We start from the raw sequence: 24,925 nt of genomic DNA, 5'->3' as shown, positions 1-24,925 counted from the left end.
AATCCTGTCAGCGCCTCGTCTGCGGTGCCGGGCTTCTAGATCAGTCAAACCAACCTGTCAACCACTTTTTTCGAAGAAAATCACAAACTTAATCGAAGTTCTTTTCTTCTAACATCAACAAGACTCATTGCCCCGTCAACGCCGCCAGCCTACCAACACCCAGCATCTCTGCCAGACACCTTCAACCAACTCCAAGGACGCATCAGCCTGCCGCTTGCGGCGCCGCCGCCCTCGTTGTGGCGCCATATAGACCCCACCAAACAAAACTGTCAACGACCAATCATAACTTTTTCCAAAAATTCTTTCCACAGGCATCAAAGAAAAAAGGGCCGCTCAAAGCGGCCCTTTTTCAAAAGTATGTAGGAATGCGATATGCTAATCAGGTTCGTATTCGCGCGCACCATCATCCTTGGAGAACAATACGCATGGTCCCTGGGAACCGCGGGGATCATATGCATAGCCTTTAGACGCAAGCGCTTGGGTCATGTCCCGAATGCCAGCCAGTCCATAGAGATGGTCGTGCAATTCAAGGAAGATGCGCTCCACGCCTGTCAAATCCGCGTTTTGCAGCAGATCACGCTCGGCGCCCTCGATATCCATAACGAGGACATTGATGCCGTGGTGAGCGATGAATTCGTCAATATTGGTCGAGGACAGTTCTATGGCATGTTCGTAAGGCCCCTGATTCTCGTCCATGGACGACATCCAGAGATCACGCCGCACATAAAAGCGGAACGAACTGGGCTCACCCGCAGTCAGTATCCCTTGTGACAGCACCACATTACTGAGACCGTTGGCGCCGACAACACGCCGGGCCAGTGCCGCTGTTGCCGGGTTCGCCTCGAAAGCCCAAACCGACACATCGGCTATCCTGGCAATAATGGAGGTGATAATTCCGATGCCTGAACCGAGTTCCAGTACACGATCCCCTGGCTTGACCGCCTTGAAAATCGAACGTGCTTCCTTGGCCTCATAGCTGCCACTTGTCAAAGCCTGCCAGATAACCGGCGAAACTTCGTCAGACGTTATCGGTACGTTAATCCCATGTACTTTCAGCAATTCCTGCGCCCCGGTTCCCCACGGAACGTCTTGTTCGAATGAACGAGCAAAGAGTTCCCACATATTGATGTATTACATCGCAATCTAATTTTGCGCTGCAATCAGCGTATGAGCATAAACTGATTTGTGCCTTTGAAGCCAGTTGCAACGCGATGATATCATCAACGATTGGAAGCCAGACCGACTGTTTTCAAGTCTCGCCGGTGTCCGTGGAGATGTTTGAGCTTCGAAGCGGGCATCGGCTTACCAATGAGATAGCCTTGGACCTGATCGCATCCTAACCGCTTGAGGCATTCAAACTGCTCCTCGGTTTCAATGCCTTCCGCGATCGTCACCATTCTGAGGCTGCGCCCTACGCCGGTTACGAGTTCGACAATCGCAAGTGCGTCGGGCCGTGTGGTCACATCGCTCACGAAAGTACGATCAATTTTGATCTTGTCGAAGGGAAATCCGCTGAGACTGCCAAGCGAAGAATAGCCTGTGCCGAAATCGTCCATGGCGATCTGAATACCCAGTGCTTTCAGTTGGCGCAGCGTGCTCAAGGTCTGTTCGTTCTTGTCCAGCAGCACCGATTCCGTAATCTCAAGTTCGAGCCGGTCCGCGCCAAGCCCGCTTTGGTCCAGCGCATCAATAACGCTCTGAATAAGGTTCAGACTGCGGAACTGAACAGGAGAAAGGTTGACCGCGATCTTGAGGGGCTTGTTCCAATGTGCGGCCTCCAGACAGGCCGTCTTGAGCACCCAGTCCCCCAGTGCATGAATAAAGCCTATTTTTTCGGCGACTGGGATGAATTCGGCTGGTGAAACCGAGCCTCTGACCGGGTGCGTCCAACGAAGCAGGGCCTCATAACCGCATATTTCACGCGTTACGGTGCAGGCCTGCGGCTGATAGTAGACCTCCATCTCACGGTTCTCCAACGCCTTCTGAAGATCGGCTTCGAATGATTTCTTTTCCCGCAAGCGTGTCTGCATCTGGGATTCGAACACACTCGCGTGACCGGGTCCAAGCGCCTTTGCTTCGTAGAGCGCAAGATCGGCGTGTTTGAAAAGCTCTTCCGTATCGGGCTCGCCTTGAGAGATCGCGACGCCGACGCAAGTTCCGATTTTTATTTCCAGTTCGCCCACATGATATGGCTCACTGATGGCCTCCATCAGGCGGTCTGCAAGTTCCAGGGCCTCATCTTCGTGAAGTCCCGTGGAGAGCAAGGCAAACTCATCGCCCCCCAACCGGCAGACCATGTCGCCTCGCGCGCCCAGTTTGGTGAGTCGCCGCGCGACAGCCTGCAACAACGCATCGCCGACATCATGTCCAAGTGTATCGTTGACGTCTTTGAAACCATCAAGGTCCAGAAGAAGAATGACCGCCGACTGGCCTCCGGCATGTGCGGCTTCCAGCCTTTTTTCCAGATCCTGCCGGAACAAAACACGATTGGGCAAACCGGTCAGAGCATCGTGGTGCGCATCATGTTCAAGCCGAAAGTTCTGGGACTGCAGTTCCCCAGTCGCCTGTCGAAGATCGCTCGTCAGGCGCTGCATGCTGCCATGCGCCCTATCAAGAAGCTTGTTGTGGCGAAGCAGAAGGATAACCAGCACCACCCCGCAAATGATGAGGCCCGCCGCCAAACCGGTGTAGATGAGATGCAGTTGACGCACTTCCGCCTGTGCGGCATCGATAAGCCCTACGTCATATTCGACGGCCGTCGAGGCAAGCGCTGTCATCGGTCCATCAAGCATACTCATGGAGTGCAGGACCGTTTTGATACTGTCTATGTCCAACTTATCGAACTGACGATCAAGCGCCTGCAGAACATCGCTCAGTTTCAAAAACAGATCACGACGCTGCGGATCGTCCTGAATGAAGGATCGCAGATTGCCCTGTTGCAGCAATTCCAGTCGACCCAACATAATATCAAGACGAAGCCGTAATTCGTCGCGGCTTTCTTCGTTCATGTTCAGGGCATATCCAGCCAGAACATGCTCGAGCCGCATATATTCGGACACCGTCTGCCCGACGGCCCAGGAATCGTTATAACGGGAGAATTTCTGAAGCGCTGTCTGCCGTTCGGCAATGACATAGGCGATATACGCCGTTGCCACCACGAAACAACAGATAATAACGCCTAGAATTCGTCTCACACTTGCCTCTATTCAACTATCAGCTTGGCAACCTGCCAGGCAGAACGTGTGTAATAGGTCTGAGTTTGAAGTTGTGGGTCGCTGTCATAAGGGTAAATTATAAACAATGGTCCTTTGTCACGAACCGGCATGTAATTCCCATCCCGCTTCATGGCAAGAATAACATTGAATCTCTTGAAGTCCTCCAACGGCAACGAACTAACGTAATCGTTCAAAGCAACTGCGGTCACCTTCGTTCCCTTCGCGCCGACGAGCGACATAAGCTTGTCCATCGACACGCCCTCGAAACGCACGCGACCGTCATACCAAGGATTTGCCGTTTCCACGGTGACCAACCCCATCGCTTCCAGCATGTCCCGATCAAACTGGGCCGTATCGCCAACATTCGTATTCGAGATTTTGCCGGATATGACGAGAATCGGCTTACCGGTCGGCTTCGCCAAGGGTTCAGCAGCTGCCCCGGACAACCAGGCAAGAGGCAAGACCAGGCAGAAAAGGGCTCGGATAAGTTTCATTGCATTCTCCATAATAAACTAAACCATTAAAGAGAATTGCCTAAATCAACGTGAAGATCGCACCAGTTTTGTACCTTTTCATGCTTATCTGCAATAAAAATGAAATATCAAAAGCTCCCCTGACGCAACGTAACTTCAAAGGGTCGCAGTTGGAGAACCATCTTAATATTAGATAGCTTTCATATAACGGTCGCATTTTAACATGCCATGCCCGATAATCAGTTGACGCTGGAGTGTCGATCCATACCAAAACAGGGCAACGTCATGACGCCGCCTGTAGAAATAATCGATATGGATCGTTGATTCAGCCTGCCAGTTTTCCACCTGTCATGGCTTTCGGAACGCCCGTTGTGCTTGGAAAGCTGATGGGCAGGCCGCGCAGGACACGTACGGCCAGAAAAGCAAAACATTCCGCTTCCACGGCATCGCCCCGCCAACCAAGCGTTTCGACTGGAACAAGTTCCACTTTCGCGCGCTCAACCAACATGCGCATCATTGTCGGGTTACGGCGTCCACCCCCACTGACTGCAAGGCGCTGAGGTCGACAGGGGAGAAGGTCCAAAGCCTTGCCTACTGCCGAAGTCGTGAACGCGGTCAGCGTGGCCGCCCCATCTTCCTCATCCAGACCATCAGCCATTGCATCCGTAAAATCGAACCGATCCAGAGATTTAGGATATGGCGCGGCCAGATAGGGGTGTTTGAGCAGTTCTGCGAGCCGTGCCTCGTCCACGCTGCCCTTCGCCGCCAGCGCTCCGTCGCGATCCATTTCCCCCAAGCCCCGTGCTTTCACGAAATCGTTGATGGGCGCATTGGCTGGTCCCGTGTCGAATGCCACAAGCGCATCCCCACCATCCCACCAGGTGATGTTACCGACACCGCCGAGATTGAGAATCGCTGTACTGCCGCTCGGATCCACGCTGCGCAGCAAGGCAGCATGATATATGGCAGCAAGCGGAGCCCCCTGCCCGCCAGCACGGATATCTGCGGTGCGAAAATCATAGGCGACCGTGGTCCCCAGGAGTTCGTTCATAAGCCTTCCGTCGCCGAGTTGCCTCGTGTCTCCGATTCGACCGGCTTGCGGCGCGCGATGCAAAACCGTTTGCCCGTGGAAGCCGACGACACCGATATCCGGCATCGAGAGCCCGCTTTCCTCTACCAATTCGCGGACAGCCGCAGATTGCGCGCGCGTCAGCGCCTCTTCCGCCTCGGCAAAAACCTTGGGCTCCGGCCCTTCGAAATTCCAGATGCGTGCTTCGGCCTGTGCCTGTTCCAACAGGTCGCGAATCCAGCGTGGATAAGGCTTCAGCGCATAAGCTCCGAATTCCGTTACCGTTTCCCCATCTGTTTTCAACAGAGCGACGTCGATGTTTCCGTCAAGAACTGTGCCGGTCATCAGTCCGACGGCCCATATTGGCTGCATAGATGTCTCCTATCCCAATGAGATTGCGTCACCAACGCCCTGACGCAGTGCCAAGATACCGCTGTCGAAATGACGGGTGGGATGAATGCGGTTGGTGAGCAGGGTCCATGCCCGGCCTGCTTCAAAATCGATCCATAAGCCGGTTCCGGTAAAGCCGGTATGGCCAATCGTATCCTTCGAATTGAAGCTGCCGCCCGACCAGCCATCATAAGGCCTTTCCCAGCCATGCGTGCGGGTTGCGGATAATGGCTGACGCATGTGGGCGATCACGTTTCGCGATGCTCCCGTTCCGTCAAGCAGACCAAGCGCGAAATCGAGTATGGATGCGGCAGTACCGAACAGACCGGCATGCGCGGCTCCTTGCAATGCCGAGCAATTATCGTCGTGTACTTCGCCGCAAAGTACACGACTGCGCCATGTGCAGTTTTCCGTCGCTGCACTCATTTCCGGCTCCGCGGAAAAGGCGAAGCCCTCGCCGGGCTCCATCTCGCGAATGGTCTTGCCGTATAGCCTTTCCAACACAAAGCCGAGCAGGATGAAATTGATGTCCGAATAAACCGGTTCGCATTTGCGCCATTCGCGCTGCAGAACGAATGCGCGCAACAGTTCCGGATCACGCCCGTAAGTGTAGATCGGTTCGACGGACGGAAAAGGCGTCTGGTGACCAAGGCATTCACGGAACGTGACCTTGCGCTCCCAGGCGTCATTATCATACTGCCGAAGATCGGGTAGCAAGGTGATCAATGGCGCATCGAGATGAATGACGCCATCCTCAGCCAGCGCAAGAATGCGGGGCGTCGTGAAAATGACCTTTGTCAGCGAAGCAAGATCGAACCACGTATCGATGGTCATTGCCCGTCTGGTCGGGACGATCTGTGCAAAGCCGGTCGCCCTGACAGCGCGGCTGCCAGAAAGATCGACCATCCCAAGAACACCGCCGGGAATGCGATAAGAGTCGCAAGCGTCTTTCACCAGAGCGAACGCTTTTTCAAAGCGAGCCGTAAAGGCGGTATCGGGGCGGGGAATATTTGATTCTGCCATGATAATTATGCCTCGGTCCGGGCCATGTGATCCTGGCCATATGTCTGCCAGTTTGCCGGCTCCGGCTCATAACCCAGCGGGCGCACAAGCGAGGGCACTTGCCGTGTGTCGAGGGCGAAATGTTCGTTGCGCCGATCAATACTGGGAACAGCAGAAATCAGCCGCTTCGTATAAGAGTGTTTCGGCGCAGAAAGGATTGCTGCGGCATCGCCGATTTCCACGATTTGCCCGGCATAGACAACTGCTATGCGATGCGCGATCCGCTCAACCACTGCCATGTCGTGCGATACGAACAAGTAAGCAAGGCCACGCTCCTTCTGGAGGTCGATCAGCAAGTCCAGAACCTTGGCCTGCACAGATACATCCAGCGCGGAAACGGCTTCGTCCAGAACTACGACCGCTGGGTTCAGCATCAGCGCGCGGGCGATACAGAGCCGCTGGCGTTGCCCGCCCGAAAACTCATGCGGGTAGCGCTCCAAGCTGTTGCCGGGGAGCCCGACGCGGTCAAGCAGTTGTAGCATCTTCTGCCGCGTCTCCGGTCCGTCCCGCCCGCCAGCTGCGATAACCGGCTCGGCAAGGATACTGTCTATGCGCAGGCGCGGATTGAGCGATGCGTAGGGGTTTTGAAAAACCATCTGCACTGAAGAGAAATTTCGCGCATTGTTGGTGCTAGCCGCACCAACTTCAAACTTTCCGCGTGAAGCTTTGACAAGCCCGAGAATGGCTCGCGCAGTTGTCGATTTTCCCGAACCGCTCTCCCCCACGATCGCAAGCGTTTCACCGGGAATGAGATCAAGATCGACGTTCTCCACCGCATGAACTGCCCCCAGCCTGCGACCCAGAAAGCCGCCTTTGACCGGAAAACGGACCGTCAATCCTTTCACCGACAGGATCGGTTTTGTTCCCGATAGCGTGGTGCGCACGGTATCGGTTCGCACCGCTTTGCCGCTTTCAAAATGCGGAACGGCCTTCAGGAGATGTTGTGTGTAGGGATGCTGAGGCCGGTCGAGAACAGTGCTCAGCTGTCCCTGTTCAACCGCCTTGCCATGCTGCATCACCATGACCTGGTCGGCCATTCCTGCGACCAGACCAATGTCATGCGTGATGAAGATCATCGCCATGCCGGTTTCTCGCTTCAGCTCTGCGAGCAGCGCCATGATCTGCGCCTGCACGGTAACATCGAGCGCAGTCGTGGGCTCGTCGGCAATCATGAGGCGCGGATTACATGCAAGCGCCGTGGCGATCATCACCCGCTGCAACATGCCACCGGAAAGCTGGTTCGGGCAGTATTTGAGTCGCCGTGCAGCGTCTGGAATACGCACGCGATCCAGCGCGTCCTTGGCAGCGGAAGCTGCCTGTTTTCCTGTGAGCCCGCGATGGAGACGAAATGATTCCTCAATCTGCGTGCCTATCGTCAGCACAGGATTGAGCGATGTCATCGGCTCCTGAAAGATCATACCGATTTCTGCACCGCGGATTTTCGTCAGCTCTGCTTCGTTCGCAGTTACGAGATCGATTGTGCTACCGTTCGCGCGATTCAGCTTGATTGATCCGTCGATGACTTGACCGCCGCCAAAATCCACCAGACGATTGATCGACAGGGCCGTTACAGATTTGCCGGAACCACTTTCGCCGACAATTGCCAGTGTTTCGCCCACAGCGAGATCAAAACTTACGCCACGCACGATCTCGTTGGCTTCCGGATTGCGACCGAATCCAACGCGAAGACTCGAGACAGAAAGCAGCGTGCTCATGCCATCGCCCTCCGCATCTTCGGGTCGAGGATGTCGCGCAGGGCATCACCCAGAAGGTTGAAGCCAAGAATGCCGATCATGATCGTTAGTCCCGGAAAGGCCAGCAGCCATGGCGCGGTCTCCATGAGATTGCGCGCATCGGCCAGCATGAGACCAAGTGACGAAGCGGGTGGCTGTGTACCCAGACCCAGAAAGCTCAGGCCTGCCTCCGTCAGCAGCGACCAGGCGAGCGCCAAGGTGATCTGCACTGTCAAAGGGGCCACCAGATTAAGCAGCAGATGGCGGGAAAGGATATAACGGTTGCTGCTGTGGAACGTACGCGCCGCATCAACGAATTCGCGTGTTTTGATCGACAAGGCCGGGCCGCGTACAACCCGGGTGAAGATCGGGGTGTAAACGATGGCAATGGCGGCGACACTTGTTCCTGTTCCCGGCCCGACAACGGCAATGATGAGAAGCGCAAGCAAGATTGCCGGAAACGCCAGAAGCACATCCATGATGCGCATGACGACACCGTCCCACCAGCGCCCAAACCACGCCGCAGTCAATCCCAGAACAGTCCCCGCAAAAGCGGCAATTCCGACTGCCGAAAAGCCCACCATGAAGGATTGCGCGACACCAGCCATCAGGCGGCTCATGACGTCACGTCCGAAAAGGTCGGTTCCCATCCAGTGGGCAGCACCTGGAGGACGCAGCCTGTCTATCCGATACTGCATCAGCGGATCATGCGGCGTGAAGCCGAAATAGCCGAGACAAGCCACAATCAGATAAACCAGAACGATGAACCCGCCGATACGGCCGCTCGGATGAGCGAAAACAGAACGCAATATCTGCATCAGCTTTCCTCCAGACGAATGCGCGGATCGAGCGCTACATACAGGAGATCAACCAGCAGATTGACGATCATGAAATTGAAGGCAATGAAAAGAATGCTGCCCTGCACCAGAGCATAATCGCGCTGGAGAATGGCGTCGAGCACCATGCGTCCAAGCCCCGGCAGAGCATATATCTGCTCAACCAGCACAGCTCCGCCCAGAAGATAGCCGAACTCCACTCCGCTCAGGGTCACTACTGGTATCAGCGCATTAGGCAATGCGTGCCGCCAGATGACAGAGCGAGCCGATGCTCCCTTGCTGCGAGCCGTGCGAACGTAATCGTCGCTGAGAACGTCCAGCATGGCCGAACGCGATATGCGTGTGACCGATGCCGCAAAAGCAAAGCCGAGCGTCAGGGCCGGCAAGATCATCTGCAGGAAATTCTGCCACGGGTTCACCCAGAAAGGTGTAAATTCGCCCATCGCAGGCAAAACCCCAAACCCCGCCGACAGTATATAAATAAAGAGGAGACCGAGAACGAAGCTCGGAGTCGACTGCCCGATCATTGCGAAAATGCGCACCACCAGATCGGATTTTTTCTCGTTGCGCGTTGCCGCATAAACGCCAGCAGGGAGTCCAACGAGCAAAGCGATAAACATCGACATCAATGCAAGTTGGAGTGTCAGCGGAAAACGCTCAAGGATAACCGTCAAAACCGGCTTTCCGAATGTCACCGAGACACCAAGATTACCTTGCAGCACATCACCCAGCCATCGCCAGTACTGGGTGGTCCAGCTTTGGTCGATACCGAAATATTGCGCCAGCGCCTGCCGCTGTTCCGGGGTCAACAACCCTGCCTCCGTTCCGAGCATGGCAGTGATGGAATCACCCGGCACCAGACGGATCGCAACGAAGACAAGGATCGACACCCCCAGCATGACCAGAGGAAATGTCAGCAGCCGACGTGTCAGATAATTCATGTCAGATTACTCACGGCCTGCCGTTCCGGAAGGCACTTGCAAGCCACGCCTTCGCAGGAAGACGTGGCGGATTTCGTGACATCACTGCCCGATCTGCAGCTTGGTTATGCCGAATAGCGATCCGGTTGCGCGAGGCTCGAAACCGGTAACGTTTTTCTGGTGAGCAACATAAGTGTTAGCCGTATAGAGCCATACCCACGGAGAAACTTCCGTTATGTGCTTATCGAAGTCGGCAAAAATCACCTTGCGCTTTTCAGGGTCCGTTTCGGCTCTCCCCTTCTGCATCAGATCGTCAAGCGTATCGTCGATATACTGCGCGACCTTCTGAAGGTTGCCCGCCTTGGTCCAGTATCGGCCATACATCGTATAGGGATCAGCCGAACCGCCGTTCAACGCCACCGCCATGTCGAAGTCCCCCTTCAGCCACGTATCGACATAGACGTTCAGTTCCATCATCCGGATATCGAGCTTGATGCCGATTTCGGCGAGTTGCGACTGAAGCACCTGCGCCTCGGCCGCAGCGGTCGCAGGCTCTCCATTTGCCGCGATGATCGTTGCCGAGAAACCGTCCGCATAGCCCGCATCCGCCATCAGCTTCTTCGCTTTTTCAACATCGGGCTTATAGCAGAAAAGCGTGCTCGGGTCGCTTGCATAGGCGGGCATTGTCAGCGGGCCCGTCACCTTTCCTTCGCCGAGCAAGGCCGTGTCGAGAACATCCTGCCGGTCAACGGCGCAGGAAATAGCCTGACGCACGGCCAGTTCCGTCATGGGCTTGCGCGACGGGTTCAATTGCAGGACATGATAAGCAAGCGCCGGCGTGCGCACCAGTTCAAGAGCGCTTTCGTTCGGCACCATCGTTGCGACCAGCGGGTCGTTGAGAAGCGCGAAATCGATCTGCTTGGCGCGAAGCGCGGCGAGAATCGCCGTTTCATCTGGCAGAACACTGATGTCGATTCCGTCGACCGCTACCTTACCGCCGGCCCAATTAGGATTGGCTTTCAGTACTTCCTTGGAATTCGGTTCCCAACGTTCAAGGACAAACGGGCCGGATCCAACGGTTTTTGTACCAATATTGCCCGCCTTGATCTCGCTTTCAGGAAGGACCGCCGCATTGATGCTGGCAATGGCCGCCAATAGCGGGACATCTGCCTGCGAGAGTTTGAAGACAACCGTTTCGTTGTCCGGCGTCTCAATAGCGGCGATGGAACCGAAATTGGCACGCGCCACCGCACCCGTCTTTTCGTCCAGGATACGCTCGAAGGATGCCTTCACATCGGCTGGCGTAACCGGTTGGCCATTGTGGAATTTTGCATTCGGGTCGAGCTTGAATGTCAGAACCTTGCCGCCATCGGAAAACTCCCAACTTTTCGCAATGGCAGGCGCGATCTGAAGATCGGAACCGAGACGAACGAGCGGCTCGTAGATGAGTTCAAGCAGCCGAATCGATGAAAACGCCGGCTGCTTATGCGGATCAAGACCGGTGGCATCCTGTGACCAGGCCATGCGAAGCGTCGCGGCAGAAGCCGTAGACAGGCCCAGCCCGCTGAAGCTCCCAATGCTCAATGCCAATGTGGCGGCGCCCGCAATCAGGCTTCTTTTGAAAATCGCTCCCATTTTCTTCCCTCGCAAATCACTGCAATGCTGATGTCCGACCGCTTCCCCGCTTCGGCTCACGCTTTATTGGCATTTATTGCCTGTCTAAGAAATCCCCCAGCATTCTTTAATGCCTTTCTTGCCTCATCCACTGGCATTCCGGTTATCGTGATGAGGATTGCAAGCTTGACGTCATTATCCGTCAGGGCGAGAACGCGTTTTGCCTCCCCCGCCCCGCAACCGGTTGCCTGCATGACAATTCTCGATGCACGTGCGACAAGCTTGTGGTTGGTGGCACTGACGTCCACCATGAGGTTCTCATATGTTTTTCCTATCCGGATCATGCTTGCCGTCGTCAGCATATTGAGCACCAGCTTCTGCGCCGTGCCGGATTTGAGGCGCGTCGAACCAGTCAGTATTTCAGGCCCTACAACTGGCGATATGGCAATTTCAGCCATAGCCGCAATCGTAGAGTTCGGATTGCACGAAAGCGCCACAGTCGTAGCACCAATTGTTGCCGCGTAAGCCAGCCCTCCGATCACATAAGGAGTGCGTCCACTGACCGCGATTCCCACGACGACATCCTTTGAGGCCAGACTCACATTGCGCAGATCTGCCTCCCCCAGCGAGGGATCGTCCTCTGCGCCTTCGATTGCATGTTGCAGCGCATCGGCGCCACCTGCAATCAAGCCCACCACCATTCCTTCCGGTACGCTGAATGTCGGTGGGCATTCCGAGGCATCAAGAACGCCAAGACGTCCGCTCGTTCCAGCGCCCAGATAAATCAGCCGACCGCCACTCCGAAAGGCGTCAACAATTCTGTCGACCGCCTGCGCGACCTGAGGCAGGACTTTCTCGACAGCGGCGGGCACCAGATGATCCTCGTCGTTAATGCGGCGCACGATAGCAAGACTGGCCAGCAGATCGATATCCATCGTGCGCGGATTTCGCTCTTCTGAAACCAGCTTATCCAGTTCAGATAACAACGCCTGTTCTGTCATGCTCTGCCTGCCTGTCGAGCGGCGTTCAAATGCGCCTTTATGGTTAATATACTATGATTGAAAATTCTTTTCGTCAATTCCAATATGGAATATTTTATTCCTTACCTTCACCGAGGCAAGGTCCAATCGGGTACACCACAACTGATATACACTGCCGGATTGCCATTAGCGGAAGGGGGTGAATTCTGCCGATATCGAATCTAATCGCGAGCTATCCGCTGAAGCGTTCCGGCCCCCGCGCCGCATTCCACACATACCGTTGGGCAATTCCGCATAATCGTTTATGCTGGAATTCTGTATTCCAAAGCAAATCGAATTGTCTTACGACCGGGGCAATCGAGTATCGAACCTTCCGGCACCGGAATCGGGAATAATTACATATGTCGATTCTACAAAAGATCAGCGCCAAACTGAACGAACTGACCGTTGCGGATCGAAAGATCGGCCAGTTTATCGTCGACCATCCGGAACAGGTGTTGAAACTTTCTTCCTCCGCGCTCGCGGCGGCGACCGGACGCAGTCAGTCAAGCGTGGTCAAGTTCAGCCAGAAATTCGGATTTGACGGCTATCAGGAACTCAAACTCGCCGTCAGCGAAGCCCGGGCCAAGGAATGGCAGGTTCCAGCAGGCATGGTGCACGGCTCCATCGAAACCGGAGATAGTTACATCACCGTTCTGCAGAAGCTTATCGGCAGCAAGCTGCAGTCGATGCAACGAACGGTTTCCGCCAACAGCGAGCAGGATATCGACGATGCATTGCAAGCGCTGATCAGCGCGCGACGTATTCACCTCGCCGGTGTCGGCGCATCGTCACTCGTGGCGCGCGATTTTTCCTATAAGCTGATGAAACTCGGCCGCAACGTGATGCACGATAGCGACAGCCATATCCAGATGGCCAATGTTTCGACCTTGCACGAGGGCGATGTCCTGTTTGCCCTCTCCTATTCGGGAACGAGCATTGAAACCCTCCGCATCTCAGAAGAAGCCAAAAAATGCGGAGCGACCGTAATCGCTGTTACAGGCCTCCACAGGAATCCGCTTAATGAAATTGCCGATATTCGCTTGTATACCGTTGCGGATGAAGAGCGGGTTCGCTCATCATCGATAACCGCACGCGACGCGCAACTGATTTTGACGGACCTGCTCTTTATCTTGCTGTTTCAGCGACAATCAGATGCCAGCGATTACGTGCATAATAGCGAAGCGGCAGTGTCTTCGCTGAAACTATGAACGACAAGATCAATCGATAATAGCTGCAGCGGCGAGGCTCGCAAAGGCAGCAACGAATGCTACGGCGACAGCACCAACTTTTGTGAAGAGATTGAATGTGTCACCCGGTGTTTCACGATTCGACATGTTGAGATAGACGAGCGCCGCCACGACAATAACAACCGAAAAGCCAAAAGCGGAAACCCACTGCCATACCTCAGGCATGAAACCTCACAGACGCTAACCCAATTTGAAAACTGCGGTTTCTTACCCAAATTTTGTTACCACAGTGTGACCCAGTTAGTGCTTTCTGTTCCAGCGCACAATGTACGGCGCTGCCCCTGATCATCATCTATTTGTGATTAGCCGACACTTCCAGCACTCCCGTGGCCCGTTTCGCAGGCTCGCTCACGGCCCTAGCACCGCCATTTAACTGCAACTGCACAAGCTTCTGGATCAAGGCTGAAGAGATGACTACCGAACGGCAAAAGCCGTGATATATCTGCCGGCGAGCAAACAGCCGTGCGCAGAAACGACAACTTTAAGGTATGCATTATGACTTCGCCATCATCACCACCGCAAATCGAACAGGAAGAGCGTCTCGAACGGCTGGCATCGTTGCAAGGCAAGTTGAGAGAGCGGGGTATCGGCGGGCTTCTGCTCGGGCCGACAGCAAGTTTGCGTTATTATACCGGGCTGGTCTGGCACATCAGCGAACGTTTTCTGGGCGCCCTCGTTACGCCTTCGGAGGTAATTTACATCGTTCCCGGCTTTGAGCGGAGCCGCGTCGAAAGCCTGCCGCATCTGGAAGGAGAAATCCGCATCTGGCAGGAGGAAGAGAACCCAGCCGCGCTGATCGCATCGCTCCTCCCGGCAGGTACTAAACTTGCGGTCGATGACGCCATCCCGCTGTTTTTCTATAATGCTCTCAGGCAAGAGATCCAGCCGGGCCAGCTGCTCGACGGCGGCGAGCTGATCCGGGAACAGCGTATCCGCAAGTCGGTCAAAGAAATTGCGATCATTCAGTATGCGATGAATCTGACGCTTGAAGTCCACCGCCGTGCGCATGCAATGATCAAGCCCGGCATTGCCGCAAGCGAAGTCGTGCGTTTTATCGATGAACAGCACCGCGCACTCGGCGCGAGGGGTGGCTCGACATTCTGTATCGTCTCATTTGGGACTGCGACCTCACTGCCGCACGGCGCGGACGGCGAACAGTTTTATCAGCCGGGTGATGTTATCCTTGTGGACACAGGCTGCCGCATCGATGGCTACCATTCCGATCTCACGCGCACCTATATGCTGGATGAGCCTACAGCAGAGTTTTCGCGCATATGGGCGATCGAACGCGAAGCCCAACAAGCCGTTTTCGACGCGGCGAAGCTCGGCGCTGCTTGCTCAACCCTTGACGATGCAGCGCGCGCTACGCTCGTGAGGCACGGATTGGGACCGGATTATGCCCTGCCCGGCCTTCCCCACCGCGCTGGCCACGGCCTTGGCCTGGAAATTCACGAAGCCCCCTATATCGTCCGCGGGAACTCACTCCCGCTTGCGGAAGGCATGTGCTTCTCCAACGAGCCGATGATCGTGGTCCCCGACCAGTTCGGCGTCCGTCTGGAAGATCATATCCATATGACGGCAACGGGACCAAAATGGTTCACCCAGCCAGCGAAAGGCCCAACGCAACCTTTCGCATAGGCCTGCACTTGCTGTTATCGGATGGCTGGAATACCCGCCCAGCTTTCTGATCTCTTTTCGCCAATACCGATCAGGTCGATGGCCCGCGCCGCGATCTGATCGGCCACCTCGTCGACAGATTGCGGCTTGAAATAAAAGGCCGGAACCGGCGGCATCACAATCGCACCCAATTCCGTTACCGTGCACATATTGCGCAAATGGACCAGATGCAGCGGAGTTTCTCGTGCAATCAGAACCAGCTTGCGTCGTTCCTTCAGATGAACGTCGGCCGCGCGGGTTAACAGGTTGTCGCTGTGTCCCGTTGCGATCGCTGCAAGTGTACGCATGGAGCATGGCGCAATGATCATACCTGCGGTTGCGACCGATCCGCTCGCGATAAGGGCACCTATGTCGCCGACAGAATAACTTCTATTCGCGAGCCTGTGCAGAAGGGCATAACCGTCAGGACCCAACTCGTGGCGCAAGGTCTGCTGAGCGGCGTCCGACACAACCAAATGGGTTTCGACATCACTCAAGGCGGAAAGCTGTTCCAGCAGCTTGAGCGGGATGAGAGCGCCTGATGCACCCGAGATGCCGACAACAATCCGTTTCATCGCGTGGTTTCCTTATCCAGACCCAGTTCGCCCCACATCGCATCCACACGGGCAATCACGTCATCGTTCATCTTCAGCACGGCACCCCATTCCCGCTCGGTTTCAGCCCCGATCTTATTGGTCGCATCAAGTCCAAGTTTCCCACCCAAACCCGAACGAGGCGACGCGAAGTCGAGATAATCCACCGGTGTGTCAGCCAACGTGACGACGTCTCGGCTCGCATCGAAACGCGTGGCGAGCGCCCACATGACATCATCCCAGTTGCGGACATTTATGTCTGGATCGACTGCGATTATAAGTTTCGTGTAGCTGAACTGCGGCAACATGGACCAAAGCCCCATCATCACTCGACGGGCCTGGCCGGGATAGCGCTTGTCGATCGAAACCACCATTGCGCGGTAGGAACATGCTGCCGGAGGCAGCCACAAATCGACGATTTCCGAAAACTGTTTCCGCACAAGCGGCACAAACAGTTCGTTCATCACTTCGCCAAGTCTGGAGGGTTCATCTGGCGGACGACCCGTATAGGTCGAGAGGTAGACGGGATTCTTTCGCATGGTAATCGCCGTCACCTGCATCACTGGAAATTCCTCCACACTATTATAGTAGCCGGTGTGATCGCCATAGGGCCCTTCCGGCGCGGTAGCGGATAAGGAAACTCGTCCTTCCAGGATGATTTCGGCATTGGCGGGAACGCAGAGCGGCACAGTGCGCGCACTGACCACCGAAGTCCTCCGCCCGGCAAGCAGGCCCGAAAAGGCAAGTTCGCTCATTCCTTCAGGCAAAGGCATGACGGCCGAGAGAATTGTCGCGGGATCGGCACCGATGGCCACGGCAACAGGCATATCCTCGCCGCGCCTTTGCCACATGCGATGATGGCGTGCACCGCCCCGATGGGCAAGCCAGCGCATGATGAGCTTGTCGTGTCCAAGCTTCTGCATCCGATAAATCCCGACATTGATATCGGATGGATCGTCCGGCGGCTGCGTGATGACCAGCGGCCAGGTGACAAGTGGGGCGGGTTCGCCGGGCCAACACCACTGGATAGGCAGCAGATCGAGATTGACGGCTTCGCCCTCGAGTACCTCCGCCTGCACCGCCGCATGGCGGACATGCCGGAGGCGCATGTTCAATGCGGCCTTTGCCAAAGGCAGCTTGCTCCATATCTCGCCCGCCGAACGCGGCGGCTTTGGCGCGCGCAGTTCCGCAAGCGTCTCGGCAAGGCCGGAAATTTCTTCGACAGAACGGCCAAGCCCCAACGCGATACGCCGCCTTGAGCCGAAAAGATTGGCTAACAGAGGAATTGAATGCCGACGCCCTTCTGCGTTGACGGGCTGCTCGAAAAGCAGCGCCGGGCCATCATCCTCAAGCACTCGCTTATGGATTTCGGTTATCTCCTGGACGAGCGATACCGGACGCCTGATCCTGACGAGATCATTGCGACGTTCAAGCTCCAATAAGAAGCTTTGCAGGCAGTCGTAATATGGTGGAAAAGATCGGGCCGTTTTCATAACCCATTTTTGAATATCGAATTCTTTCGCCGTCTTTGATCTGAATCAAACTGTCCTTGTATTGAATCGCCTAATTCTGGTTTCACCTTGTAAGGCTCACCGGAGCTGGATGATGATGAAGATACCCTCGGCTGTGGCTGCTCCAGCCCGGCTTGTTCCACCGTTTCTGATCGCCCCGTTCGTCTCGCGCATATTCTTTCACGTGATGCGGGCCCACCCGGGGCTCTTCGAACGTCTCGGGGATTATGCGACGAAGCGTTTCCGTTTTCACCCGTCCGACATTCCGTTTGCTTTTGTGATTGAGCCGGACAAGCCACGCATCACGATCATGCGCGAAGATCAGGCGACATCGGTCGATGCGGGCATAGAAGGACCGCTGGTTATGTTGCTTGCGCTCCTCGAGGGCAAACTTGATGGGGACGCGCTGTTCTTCTCCCGGGACATTACCGTGACAGGCGACATGGAAGCCATGCTCGCGCTTCGCAATGCGCTGGACGACTGCAACATAGATCTTCCATCCGATCTCGGCACCGGCGCCGGGCCATTTGCGCCGATGGTGCGCGGAATCGCAAATTTTGTGCGAAGCAAAGCCTTGGGCAAGGAAACTGACGGATGGAACTGATCTGCCCTGCAGGCACGCCGTCGGCCTTGCGCGAAGCGGTAAGTGCCGGAGCGGATGCCGTCTATTGTGGTTTTCGCGATGAAACGAATGCGCGTAACTTTCCCGGGCTGAACTTCAGCCGCGATGAGCTACGCGACGCAATCCAGTTCGCCCATTCCCGCAAAACGCAGGTTTTCGTTGCTATCAACACGTTCATGCGCGCGGGCGATGAACACATCTGGTATCGCGCCGTGGACGATGCCTCAACACTCGGCGCAGATGCGGTGATCCTCGCCGATTTTGGACTGATGGCCTATACGGCTGATAAACATCCAACGCAGCGGCTTCACGTATCCGTACAAGCTTCCGCTTCCAACGCAGATGCAATCCAGTTTCTCGTTGATGCATTCAAGGCAAGGCGTGTCGTGCTGCCGCGCGTGCTGACAATCCCCGACATTGCGAAACTGGGCCGCAAGATCACTTGCGAAATGGAAGTCTTCGTGTTTGGAGGATTATGCGTCATGGCCGAAGGGCGCTGCTCCCTGTCTTCTTACGCAACGGGCAGATCGCCTAACATGAACGGCGTTTGTTCACCGGCAAGCCATGTCCGCTACCGGCAGGATGGGCAGGAACTCGTTTCCGAACTCGGTGAATATACGATCAATCGTTTCCCGGTGGGCGAACCCACCGGCTATCCGACGCTTTGCAAGGGCCGCTTCAACATTGCAGACGAGCAAGGCTATGCCTTCGAAGACCCCGTTTCGCTCGATGTCATGAACCATATAGACGAGTTGCGGGCGGCAGGAGTCTCCGCGCTCAAGATTGAAGGTCGCCAGCGCGGCAAGGCTTATGTCAGCGAAGTCGTCTCCACGCTGCGTCAAACACTTGCTGCACCTCCCGAAAGCCGTGCAGGCCTGCTATCGCGTCTCAGACTGCTGAGCGAGGGCCAGCAGACGACGTCAGGCGCCTACGACAAACGCTGGAGATAGACATGTCAGGAGCGAGCCTCAGCCTTGGTCCCGTTCTGTTTCTGTGGGACGGCCCTAAATGGCGCGATTTTTACTTTCGCATCGCCGACGAAGCGCCAATTACCAAAGTGACTGTCGGTGAAATCGTCTGTTCCAAGCGGTTCCATTTCCTGACACCTTACATGGACGCTGTGATAGAGCGGCTGCAGCGCGCAGGAAAGATAGTGAGCCTCGGTTCGCTGGCGCTGGTGATGCTTGAACGCGAAGCCAAGCAGGTCCGCCAAACGATCAAGGAAGCAACACTTCCTGTTGAGGCAAATGATCTGTCTGCATTGGGACTGTTGTCCGGTGTGCCGCACATGGTCGGTCCACTGGTCAATGTTTATAACGCGGCAACCGCCAAGGTTCTTGCCGCTCGCGGCGCGCAGTCGATTTGTCTTCCGCCGGAATTACCGATCAGCTCTATCCGGGAGATTGTCAAAGCTGCACCCGATATTGCTTTCGAAATATTCACGTTCGGACGAGTGCCGCTCGCCATTTCAGCCCGTTGCGCGCATGCGCGGTCCAAGGGTCACATAAAGGACAATTGTCAGTTTGTATGCGGTGAAGAACCGGACGGACTTCCCGTCAAAACGCTGGACAGCCAACCCTTCCTGGCTCTCAATGGCGTGCAGACGCTCTCTCATACCTGTCAGTCGCTCATCGAGGATCTGCCCGACCTGCTCCAAGCAGGGATCAGGCGTTTCAGACTGTCACCGCAGGATTGTGATATGGTGGAAGTGGCCCGCATTCATGACGAGGTGCTGAAACAAGTGACCAGTCCGGGCGAAGGAGCCGCGCGCCTGCGAACAATCTATCCCGATGTGCCGCTCTCGAACGGTTTTCTGCACGGAAATATCGGAGCTGCATGGATCAGCCGGCAGCGTTCAGCCGCAGCGCAATAGAGCGGTTCGTGTTCTAACAGAACCGCTCTGACTCATTTGTTTTATCGCATTATCCAACGCATCGAAGCGGGATAAGAAATCAGTCCAGTGAACTGATTTCCCCGCGTAGACGTTTCACAATTTTGCTGGAAATGCTCTAGATCGATGTAACTCGACCTTCGGGCGACCGTGACACCTTCCTCCAAGAGGCAGTTCACAGATGCACGAAAATATCAATCACGCTTCCTGAAAGTCGAAGCGTCAATTGCGAGCTTCTGCAGACGGGCATAGAGGCTTCGTCGCGGCAATTGCAACAGCTCTGCGGCGGCGCCGACGTCGCCGCTGAACCGGTCCAGCGTCGCCCGAATGACACTTTCTTCAAAACGATCCATCTGCTCCGACAGTGATGGCGGGTTGGGTTCCGCGACGGGATCGTGGCGCAGTCCCAACACGACTTGCTTGGCATAGTTGCGCAACTCGCGGACATTTCCTGTCCATTCGTCTGAATTCAGCCTCGCTTCCATCGCCGCATCGATGGCGGGTCGCAACCGGCCAAATCGAGCTGCCGCTTCATCAAGAAAATAGGAGAAAAGCAAACCGATGTCCTTCCGCCGCTCACGCAGCGGAGGAATACGGAGCCTGACCGTTTCAAGGCGATAGAACAAGTCGGAACGAAAGCGACCCGAGGCCACAGCTTCTTCGAGATTTCCTTTTGCAGCCGCGATGATCCTCAGATTCACGGCACGCGGCTCCCCGGAAAGCGAGGGCAGTTCACGCTCCTCGACAACACGAAGCAGCTTACCCTGAACAGCTGGCGACATGCTGTCTATCTCATCGAGAAACAAGGAGCCCCGATCTGCATCGGCTATCCTTCCGCGCTGGATGCGACTGCCGAACAGGACTTCGTCCGCTATGGGATCCGGCAAAGCCGCGCAATCGATGGCAACGAAACCGCGTGCGTGGCGCGCGCTCCAGCGGTGCAGAAGGCGGGCCACCAGTTCCTTGCCTGTACCGGTTTCGCCTTCGATCAACACGTCGACATCGACGCTGGCAAGCTGGCGGATCGTATCGCGCAGCCGCATCATCACCGGCGTTTCGCCAAGCAAGGGATAATCCTGTTCGGCATCTGCCGCCGCCCGGCGAAGGCGACGATTTTCCAGTACCAGACGGCGCATTTCCAGCGCGCGCCGCACGCTCGATATCAGATGATCGGCGGCGAACGGTTTGGCAATGAAATCGAAAGCTCCCTTTTTGAGAGATGCCACAGCCATTCCAATGTCGCCATGCCCGGTCATTAAAATGACCGGCAGTTCCGGGTCACGCGCCAGCAACGCTTCCATCACAGCATGCCCGTCAACGCGCGGCATGCGAATATCGGTCACAACGATGCCTGGATAATCGGGCGTCAGACTGCTCAACGCCGACTGTCCGTCACCATGCGCCTCTATATATAGACCTGCGATCTCGAATGAATCGGCCAATGCCGTACGAAATGCCGCATCGTCATCTACCAACATGACCCGCAATGGCTCACTTTCCGTCACGGTGCCCCTCCTTTCCTGCACGCCTCAAAGTGGCAGCAAAAGCCGCGCCGCCAAGCTGCGATGGAATGACGTGCAATGTTCCTTCCATTTCAGTCATGAGGTCTCTTGCAATACCCAGGCCCAGGCCCAGCCCATCCGCTTTTCCGGTTACAAAGGGGCTGAAGATCTCATCGGCCAGCTTCGGTTCAATCCCCTTGCCGTTATCGTCCACGACAAGGGAAATTTGGTCCCCTTCCTCGCGGATGCTGAATGCAACTCGAGGATTTTGGCTGGTCGCTACCGCATCCAATGCATTCTGCAGCAGGTTCACCAGCACCTGCTCGGATCGTATGCGGCAGGCGAGTATCACCATGTCGGATCGCTCAGGTATATCCAGTCGGACATTGGCGTTGCGGAACCTGTCTCCCATAAGCAGCATTGTGCCATCCACCAGTTCATTCAACGGAAGTGGGCGAACGATGCCGCTCCGCCGGCGGGCAAACCGACGCATCTCCTGTGTGATGGAACCTATACGAGCCGTGAGCTCCACCGACGTACTAAGGTTGCTGGCAACCTTGTCGAGCTTCCCATTGGCAAGATGATGCTGCGCGTTTTCCGCAAGCGTCCGAATGGTCGCGACCGGCTGATTGATCTCATGCACCAGTCCTGCGGTGATTGATCCGAGTGAAGCAAGGCGGTTTGCCTGGGCAAGCTCCTCCCGGGCATCGCGAAAACGCTTGTCGGCCAATTCACGTTCCGCCATTTCGGCACTTAATGCCGCGGTACGTTCCTCAACCGCACTCTCAAGTTCTGTACGATAAGCAGCAGCACGCGCAGCGCGGCTTGTCCGCCAATAAATCGCACCGGCTATTATGACGAAAACGAGCATCGCCGCCACAGTCACCAGACGGGCAAGATCATTTGCGGCCCGCAACGCTGGTCCCGTTGGTTCTATATGGACCAGTTTCAGCGCCGTTCCCGCAATCGGCTCATCGACAGCGACTGAATATCCGCCGGAAGGCTCGATCATCATTCCTTCCGGCGCAAAGCTATAATTGCTCGGTTTCATATCCGCCGCATTGAACTGCCCGCTTTCGATGATCTGCGCGCGTTCTGTGGTTGTTATCGGCTGAAACGAACGAAGGTCTTCGAATTTATCCGTCGAGGCGAGTATGATGCCCCGGGGATCGACAACGAAGGTTTGCCCAGGATCGTTGGACCAGGTTTGAACCAGTCTATGAAACTCGAACTTTATCACGACCACACCGACCGGATCAGCCTGATCGCCAATGCGCTGTGCGAGGAACAGACCAAAGCGCCCGCTCAGGTCGCCTATGGCATAATATTCAGCCGAACCCGCCGCCATCGCACCCTTGAAATAAGGGCGGAAATCGTAGTTTCGCCCTACGAAGCTCTCTGGTGTATTGGCGTTCGAGGACGCGATAACAGTACCGTCACGCGCTATGACATATATGATTGGTGAGCCAATCTGGTGTGCAACAAGTTCGAGTTTCTGATTGAGACGGGCTGTGGCATCCCGCGAGCCACCGGCGAGCACATCGCGCAGATCGCTATATTCCTTTAAAACGACAGGCAGCAGCCGGAACTTCGCAAGTTCGCTGTCAATCAGTCGGGTCTGCTGGCGCGCTATAAGTGTTGCGTCCTCGCGAAGACGATCAAGCGCCCCGCGCTCCGCCCACAGCCCGGCGAAAAACCACACGCCGAGTGACAGCAGGAAAGCGAGGGTCACCAAAGCGAGTTTCGCGATCTTTGATGACAGCTTCATTTGTGCCGATTTATGCAAACTTGAGCAAGGAGTCACGCAGAATCTTGCACACAATTTCCTGCGAACTATGCCGAGAATTGATAAACTTCATTTTGTTTCAACGGCTTAAAAATTTTAACTCCTCTGTCTGGTGATGTTTTCTGCGCTGCAGCATGTTAGCGCCACTTCGAAATAGGGAGTTTCGAAGGGAGGAGTTAGCCGTGAACCACTTCAACATAGCACCAGCACCGCAATTGATTTCCGGCGTCGCTCTTACCGGCCGGATCACTGCTATTGCCTGCTCGACGCTGAAGCGGAGTGCGGACTGAGATTATTCACCAGCGCTACACAAGTCTTCTCCCACAATCCCAAAAGGAAGTGCAGAGACGAGTTGAAGCGATGGAAAAACACCCCGAAACCGTTTCGTCGATCCGGTTAGCAAACAAGGGGTGAAATTCAAAAATCGAGAGATTTGAAGGAGCAACCATGGTCTCAATTACAAACGAACGGAGTGAAGTGCAAAGCACCAACAGCCGCCTGAAATCCATCATCGGCGGCTCGACCGGCAATCTGGTCGAATGGTTCGACTGGTATGTCTATGCAGCATTTGCGCTCTATTTTGCACCGCACTTCTTCCCGTCCGATAACCAGACCGCCCAACTCATGAGCGCGGCCGCAGTCTTTGCGGTCGGTTTCGTCATGCGCCCTATCGGCGCTTGGATCATGGGTATTTATGCCGATCGCAAGGGCCGCAAGGCAGGTCTGGCGCTATCCGTGACGCTCATGTGTGCCGGTTCGCTGATTATCGCGCTGACGCCGGACTACCAGACCATCGGGCTTGCAGCTCCCGCCCTCCTCGTGCTCGCCCGTTTGATGCAGGGCCTCTCGGTCGGCGGCGAATACGGCGCAAGCGCCACCTACCTGTCGGAAATGGCAGGCAAGGATCGCCGTGGCTTCTTCTCTTCGTTCCAGTATGTGACGCTCATTTCGGGGCAGCTTCTGGCAATCCTGCTTCTGATCGTGCTTCAGTCTACGATGGAAACCCCTGCGCTCGAATCCTGGGGCTGGCGTATTCCGTTCTTCATCGGCGCACTGCTTGCCGTTGTCGTGTTCTGGCTGCGTCGCGGCCTGGCGGAAACCGAGAGCTTCAAGAATGCAAAGACCAAGGACGCACCGAAATCCGGTTTCTGGACGCTTATCAAGCACCATCCGAAGGAAACCGCCCTCGTCATGCTTCTGACCGCTGGCGGCACGCTCGCCTTCTACGCATACTCGATTTACATGCAGAAGTTTCTGGTGAACACTTCCGGGTTCAGCCGTGAAGTGGCAAGCCAGATCAACGCCGTCACATTGTTCGTCTTCATGTGCCTGCAGCCCATCGCTGGCGCTTTGTCGGACAAGATCGGCCGCAAGCCGCTGATGATCGCTTTCGGCGCAGCCGGTGTTCTTTTCACCTATCCGATCTTCACGACACTGGAACAGACCCGCGATCCGATCACGGCCGGTGTGCTGGTCATGGGTGCGCTCATCATCGTCACCGGCTACACTTCCATCAACGCTGTGGTGAAGGCGGAGCTTTTCCCGGCGCATATTCGCGCGCTCGGCGTCGCCCTGCCCTATGCGCTCGCCAACACCCTCTTCGGTGGCACCGCCGAATACGTCGCGCTGAGCTTCAAGAATGGCGGTTGGGAACGTGGCTTTTACTGGTATGTCACCATCATGATCGGCATTTCCCTGATTGTGTACCTGCGCATGCGCGATACCAGCAAGGACAGCATGATCAAGGAAGACTGACACAGCCTCCCAAGCGAAGAGATGCCGG

The 24,925-nt window shown here is 55.8% G+C and carries 21 protein-coding genes; 6 read left to right on the top strand and 15 right to left on the bottom strand.

From position 1 onward, the window contains the following. Positions 1-375 precede the first annotated feature (375 nt). The 10 genes from ABWW28_RS19745 to murQ form a co-directional block, all read right to left on the bottom strand. Positions 376-1,122 carry an FkbM family methyltransferase gene (locus ABWW28_RS19745; RefSeq protein WP_176588622.1) on the bottom strand — a complete coding sequence of 249 codons (747 nt, stop codon included), beginning with the start codon at positions 1,120-1,122 and terminating at the stop codon, positions 376-378. A 98-nt stretch (positions 1,123-1,220) separates the two neighbouring features. Then, a complete protein-coding gene (locus ABWW28_RS19740; protein WP_176588621.1) occupies positions 1,221-3,194 on the bottom strand; it encodes a putative bifunctional diguanylate cyclase/phosphodiesterase in 1,974 nt (657 codons plus the stop codon). 8 nt (positions 3,195-3,202) lie between these two features. Next, on the bottom strand, positions 3,203-3,709 hold the full coding sequence (locus ABWW28_RS19735; protein ID WP_006472448.1) for a putative pterin-binding protein: 507 nt from the start codon (positions 3,707-3,709) through the stop codon (positions 3,203-3,205). 304 nt (positions 3,710-4,013) lie between these two features. Further along, positions 4,014-5,129 carry an anhydro-N-acetylmuramic acid kinase gene (locus ABWW28_RS19730; RefSeq protein ID WP_176588620.1) on the bottom strand — a complete coding sequence of 372 codons (1,116 nt, stop codon included), beginning with the start codon at positions 5,127-5,129 and terminating at the stop codon, positions 4,014-4,016. A 9-nt stretch (positions 5,130-5,138) separates the two neighbouring features. Next, entirely contained in the window at positions 5,139-6,170 is a 1,032-nt protein-coding gene (locus tag ABWW28_RS19725; protein ID WP_176588619.1) for a serine hydrolase domain-containing protein, read from the bottom strand. A gap of 5 nt (positions 6,171-6,175) precedes the next feature. Beyond that, positions 6,176-7,924 carry an ABC transporter ATP-binding protein gene (locus ABWW28_RS19720; RefSeq protein WP_176588618.1) on the bottom strand — a complete coding sequence of 583 codons (1,749 nt, stop codon included), beginning with the start codon at positions 7,922-7,924 and terminating at the stop codon, positions 6,176-6,178. Beyond that, positions 7,921-8,760: an ABC transporter permease gene (locus ABWW28_RS19715; protein ID WP_112672754.1), complete on the bottom strand. Its 840-nt coding sequence runs from the start codon at positions 8,758-8,760 to the stop codon at positions 7,921-7,923. Before ABWW28_RS19715 ends, ABWW28_RS19720 begins: the two co-directional genes overlap by 4 nt. Next, on the bottom strand, positions 8,760-9,719 hold the full coding sequence (locus tag ABWW28_RS19710) for an ABC transporter permease (RefSeq protein WP_176588617.1): 960 nt from the start codon (positions 9,717-9,719) through the stop codon (positions 8,760-8,762). Before ABWW28_RS19710 ends, ABWW28_RS19715 begins: the two co-directional genes overlap by 1 nt. 81 nt (positions 9,720-9,800) lie before the next feature. Next, positions 9,801-11,333, bottom strand: a complete 1,533-nt coding sequence (locus ABWW28_RS19705) for an ABC transporter substrate-binding protein (protein ID WP_112672758.1) — start codon at positions 11,331-11,333, stop codon at positions 9,801-9,803. Between the two features lie 56 nt (positions 11,334-11,389). Continuing rightward, entirely contained in the window at positions 11,390-12,313 is a 924-nt protein-coding gene (gene murQ, locus ABWW28_RS19700) for an N-acetylmuramic acid 6-phosphate etherase (RefSeq protein WP_112672760.1), read from the bottom strand. Positions 12,314-12,693: 380 nt separating this feature from the next. Here murQ and ABWW28_RS19695 point away from each other — a divergent pair, with 380 nt between their 5' ends. After that, positions 12,694-13,542, top strand: a complete 849-nt coding sequence (locus tag ABWW28_RS19695) for a MurR/RpiR family transcriptional regulator (RefSeq protein ID WP_176588616.1) — start codon at positions 12,694-12,696, stop codon at positions 13,540-13,542. Between the two features lie 9 nt (positions 13,543-13,551). Here ABWW28_RS19695 and ABWW28_RS19690 read toward each other — a convergent pair whose 3' ends face one another. Further along, positions 13,552-13,746, bottom strand: a complete 195-nt coding sequence (locus ABWW28_RS19690) for a hypothetical protein (protein WP_151570941.1) — start codon at positions 13,744-13,746, stop codon at positions 13,552-13,554. 330 nt (positions 13,747-14,076) lie between these two features. Between ABWW28_RS19690 and ABWW28_RS19685 the strand changes: the two genes are divergently transcribed. Continuing rightward, entirely contained in the window at positions 14,077-15,219 is a 1,143-nt protein-coding gene (locus ABWW28_RS19685) for a M24 family metallopeptidase (protein WP_176588615.1), read from the top strand. A gap of 14 nt (positions 15,220-15,233) precedes the next feature. Here ABWW28_RS19685 and ABWW28_RS19680 read toward each other — a convergent pair whose 3' ends face one another. Then, positions 15,234-15,812, bottom strand: coding sequence for a UbiX family flavin prenyltransferase (locus ABWW28_RS19680; protein WP_176588614.1), 579 nt, complete (start codon positions 15,810-15,812; stop codon positions 15,234-15,236). Then, a complete protein-coding gene (locus tag ABWW28_RS19675; protein WP_176588613.1) occupies positions 15,809-17,323 on the bottom strand; it encodes a UbiD family decarboxylase in 1,515 nt (504 codons plus the stop codon). The genes ABWW28_RS19680 and ABWW28_RS19675 overlap by 4 nt, the downstream gene beginning before the upstream one ends. A gap of 112 nt (positions 17,324-17,435) precedes the next feature. Between ABWW28_RS19675 and ubiT the strand changes: the two genes are divergently transcribed. From ubiT to ABWW28_RS19660, 3 genes are read left to right on the top strand one after another with little or no spacing between them, the layout of a single operon-like run. After that, a complete protein-coding gene (ubiT, locus tag ABWW28_RS19670; RefSeq protein ID WP_176588612.1) occupies positions 17,436-17,945 on the top strand; it encodes a ubiquinone anaerobic biosynthesis accessory factor UbiT in 510 nt (169 codons plus the stop codon). Then, positions 17,936-18,913, top strand: a complete 978-nt coding sequence (gene ubiU / locus ABWW28_RS19665; protein WP_176588611.1) for a ubiquinone anaerobic biosynthesis protein UbiU — start codon at positions 17,936-17,938, stop codon at positions 18,911-18,913. The genes ubiT and ubiU overlap by 10 nt, the downstream gene beginning before the upstream one ends. A gap of 2 nt (positions 18,914-18,915) precedes the next feature. Then, entirely contained in the window at positions 18,916-19,836 is a 921-nt protein-coding gene (locus tag ABWW28_RS19660) for a U32 family peptidase (protein WP_176588610.1), read from the top strand. A gap of 212 nt (positions 19,837-20,048) precedes the next feature. On the opposite strand, the gene ABWW28_RS19655 is transcribed toward ABWW28_RS19660, so the two are convergent. Together ABWW28_RS19655 and ABWW28_RS19650 are read right to left on the bottom strand one after the other, a co-directional pair. Beyond that, positions 20,049-21,359 carry a sigma-54-dependent transcriptional regulator gene (locus ABWW28_RS19655; protein WP_176588609.1) on the bottom strand — a complete coding sequence of 437 codons (1,311 nt, stop codon included), beginning with the start codon at positions 21,357-21,359 and terminating at the stop codon, positions 20,049-20,051. Then, positions 21,346-23,124 (bottom strand): sensor histidine kinase, encoded by a 1,779-nt coding sequence (locus ABWW28_RS19650; RefSeq protein WP_176588608.1) that lies wholly within the window; start codon positions 23,122-23,124, stop codon positions 21,346-21,348. The genes ABWW28_RS19655 and ABWW28_RS19650 overlap by 14 nt, the downstream gene beginning before the upstream one ends. Before the next feature lie 465 nt (positions 23,125-23,589). Here ABWW28_RS19650 and ABWW28_RS19645 point away from each other — a divergent pair, with 465 nt between their 5' ends. Further along, positions 23,590-24,897, top strand: a complete 1,308-nt coding sequence (locus ABWW28_RS19645) for an MFS transporter (protein ID WP_176588607.1) — start codon at positions 23,590-23,592, stop codon at positions 24,895-24,897. Positions 24,898-24,925: the final 28 nt, after the last annotated feature.

Origin of the sequence: Brucella sp. NBRC 14130 (assembly GCF_040371715.1) — a bacterium.
Lineage (GTDB): Bacteria > Pseudomonadota > Alphaproteobacteria > Rhizobiales > Rhizobiaceae > Brucella > Brucella intermedia.
This window is presented reverse-complemented; position numbering and strand designations above follow the sequence as displayed.

Bases quoted from the DNA above. Each gene is read 5' to 3' on its own strand.
- ABWW28_RS19745 (WP_176588622.1), bottom strand. From the start codon at position 1,122: ATGTGGGAACTCTTTGCTCGTTCATTCGAACAAGACGTTCCGTGGGGA.
- ABWW28_RS19735 (WP_006472448.1), bottom strand. From the start codon at position 3,709: ATGAAACTTATCCGAGCCCTTTTCTGCCTGGTCTTGCCTCTTGCCTGG.
- ABWW28_RS19730 (WP_176588620.1), bottom strand. From the start codon at position 5,129: ATGCAGCCAATATGGGCCGTCGGACTGATGACCGGCACAGTTCTTGAC.
- ABWW28_RS19725 (WP_176588619.1), bottom strand. From the start codon at position 6,170: ATGGCAGAATCAAATATTCCCCGCCCCGATACCGCCTTTACGGCTCGC.
- ABWW28_RS19720 (WP_176588618.1), bottom strand. From the start codon at position 7,924: ATGAGCACGCTGCTTTCTGTCTCGAGTCTTCGCGTTGGATTCGGTCGC.
- ABWW28_RS19715 (WP_112672754.1), bottom strand. From the start codon at position 8,760: ATGCAGATATTGCGTTCTGTTTTCGCTCATCCGAGCGGCCGTATCGGC.
- ABWW28_RS19710 (WP_176588617.1), bottom strand. From the start codon at position 9,719: ATGAATTATCTGACACGTCGGCTGCTGACATTTCCTCTGGTCATGCTG.
- ABWW28_RS19705 (WP_112672758.1), bottom strand. From the start codon at position 11,333: ATGGGAGCGATTTTCAAAAGAAGCCTGATTGCGGGCGCCGCCACATTG.
- murQ (WP_112672760.1), bottom strand. From the start codon at position 12,313: ATGACAGAACAGGCGTTGTTATCTGAACTGGATAAGCTGGTTTCAGAA.
- ABWW28_RS19695 (WP_176588616.1), top strand. From the start codon at position 12,694: ATGTCGATTCTACAAAAGATCAGCGCCAAACTGAACGAACTGACCGTT.
- ABWW28_RS19690 (WP_151570941.1), bottom strand. From the start codon at position 13,746: ATGCCTGAGGTATGGCAGTGGGTTTCCGCTTTTGGCTTTTCGGTTGTT.
- ABWW28_RS19685 (WP_176588615.1), top strand. From the start codon at position 14,077: ATGACTTCGCCATCATCACCACCGCAAATCGAACAGGAAGAGCGTCTC.
- ABWW28_RS19680 (WP_176588614.1), bottom strand. From the start codon at position 15,812: ATGAAACGGATTGTTGTCGGCATCTCGGGTGCATCAGGCGCTCTCATC.
- ABWW28_RS19675 (WP_176588613.1), bottom strand. From the start codon at position 17,323: ATGAAAACGGCCCGATCTTTTCCACCATATTACGACTGCCTGCAAAGC.
- ubiT (WP_176588612.1), top strand. From the start codon at position 17,436: ATGATGAAGATACCCTCGGCTGTGGCTGCTCCAGCCCGGCTTGTTCCA.
- ubiU (WP_176588611.1), top strand. From the start codon at position 17,936: ATGGAACTGATCTGCCCTGCAGGCACGCCGTCGGCCTTGCGCGAAGCG.
- ABWW28_RS19660 (WP_176588610.1), top strand. From the start codon at position 18,916: ATGTCAGGAGCGAGCCTCAGCCTTGGTCCCGTTCTGTTTCTGTGGGAC.
- ABWW28_RS19650 (WP_176588608.1), bottom strand. From the start codon at position 23,124: ATGAAGCTGTCATCAAAGATCGCGAAACTCGCTTTGGTGACCCTCGCT.
- ABWW28_RS19645 (WP_176588607.1), top strand. From the start codon at position 23,590: ATGGTCTCAATTACAAACGAACGGAGTGAAGTGCAAAGCACCAACAGC.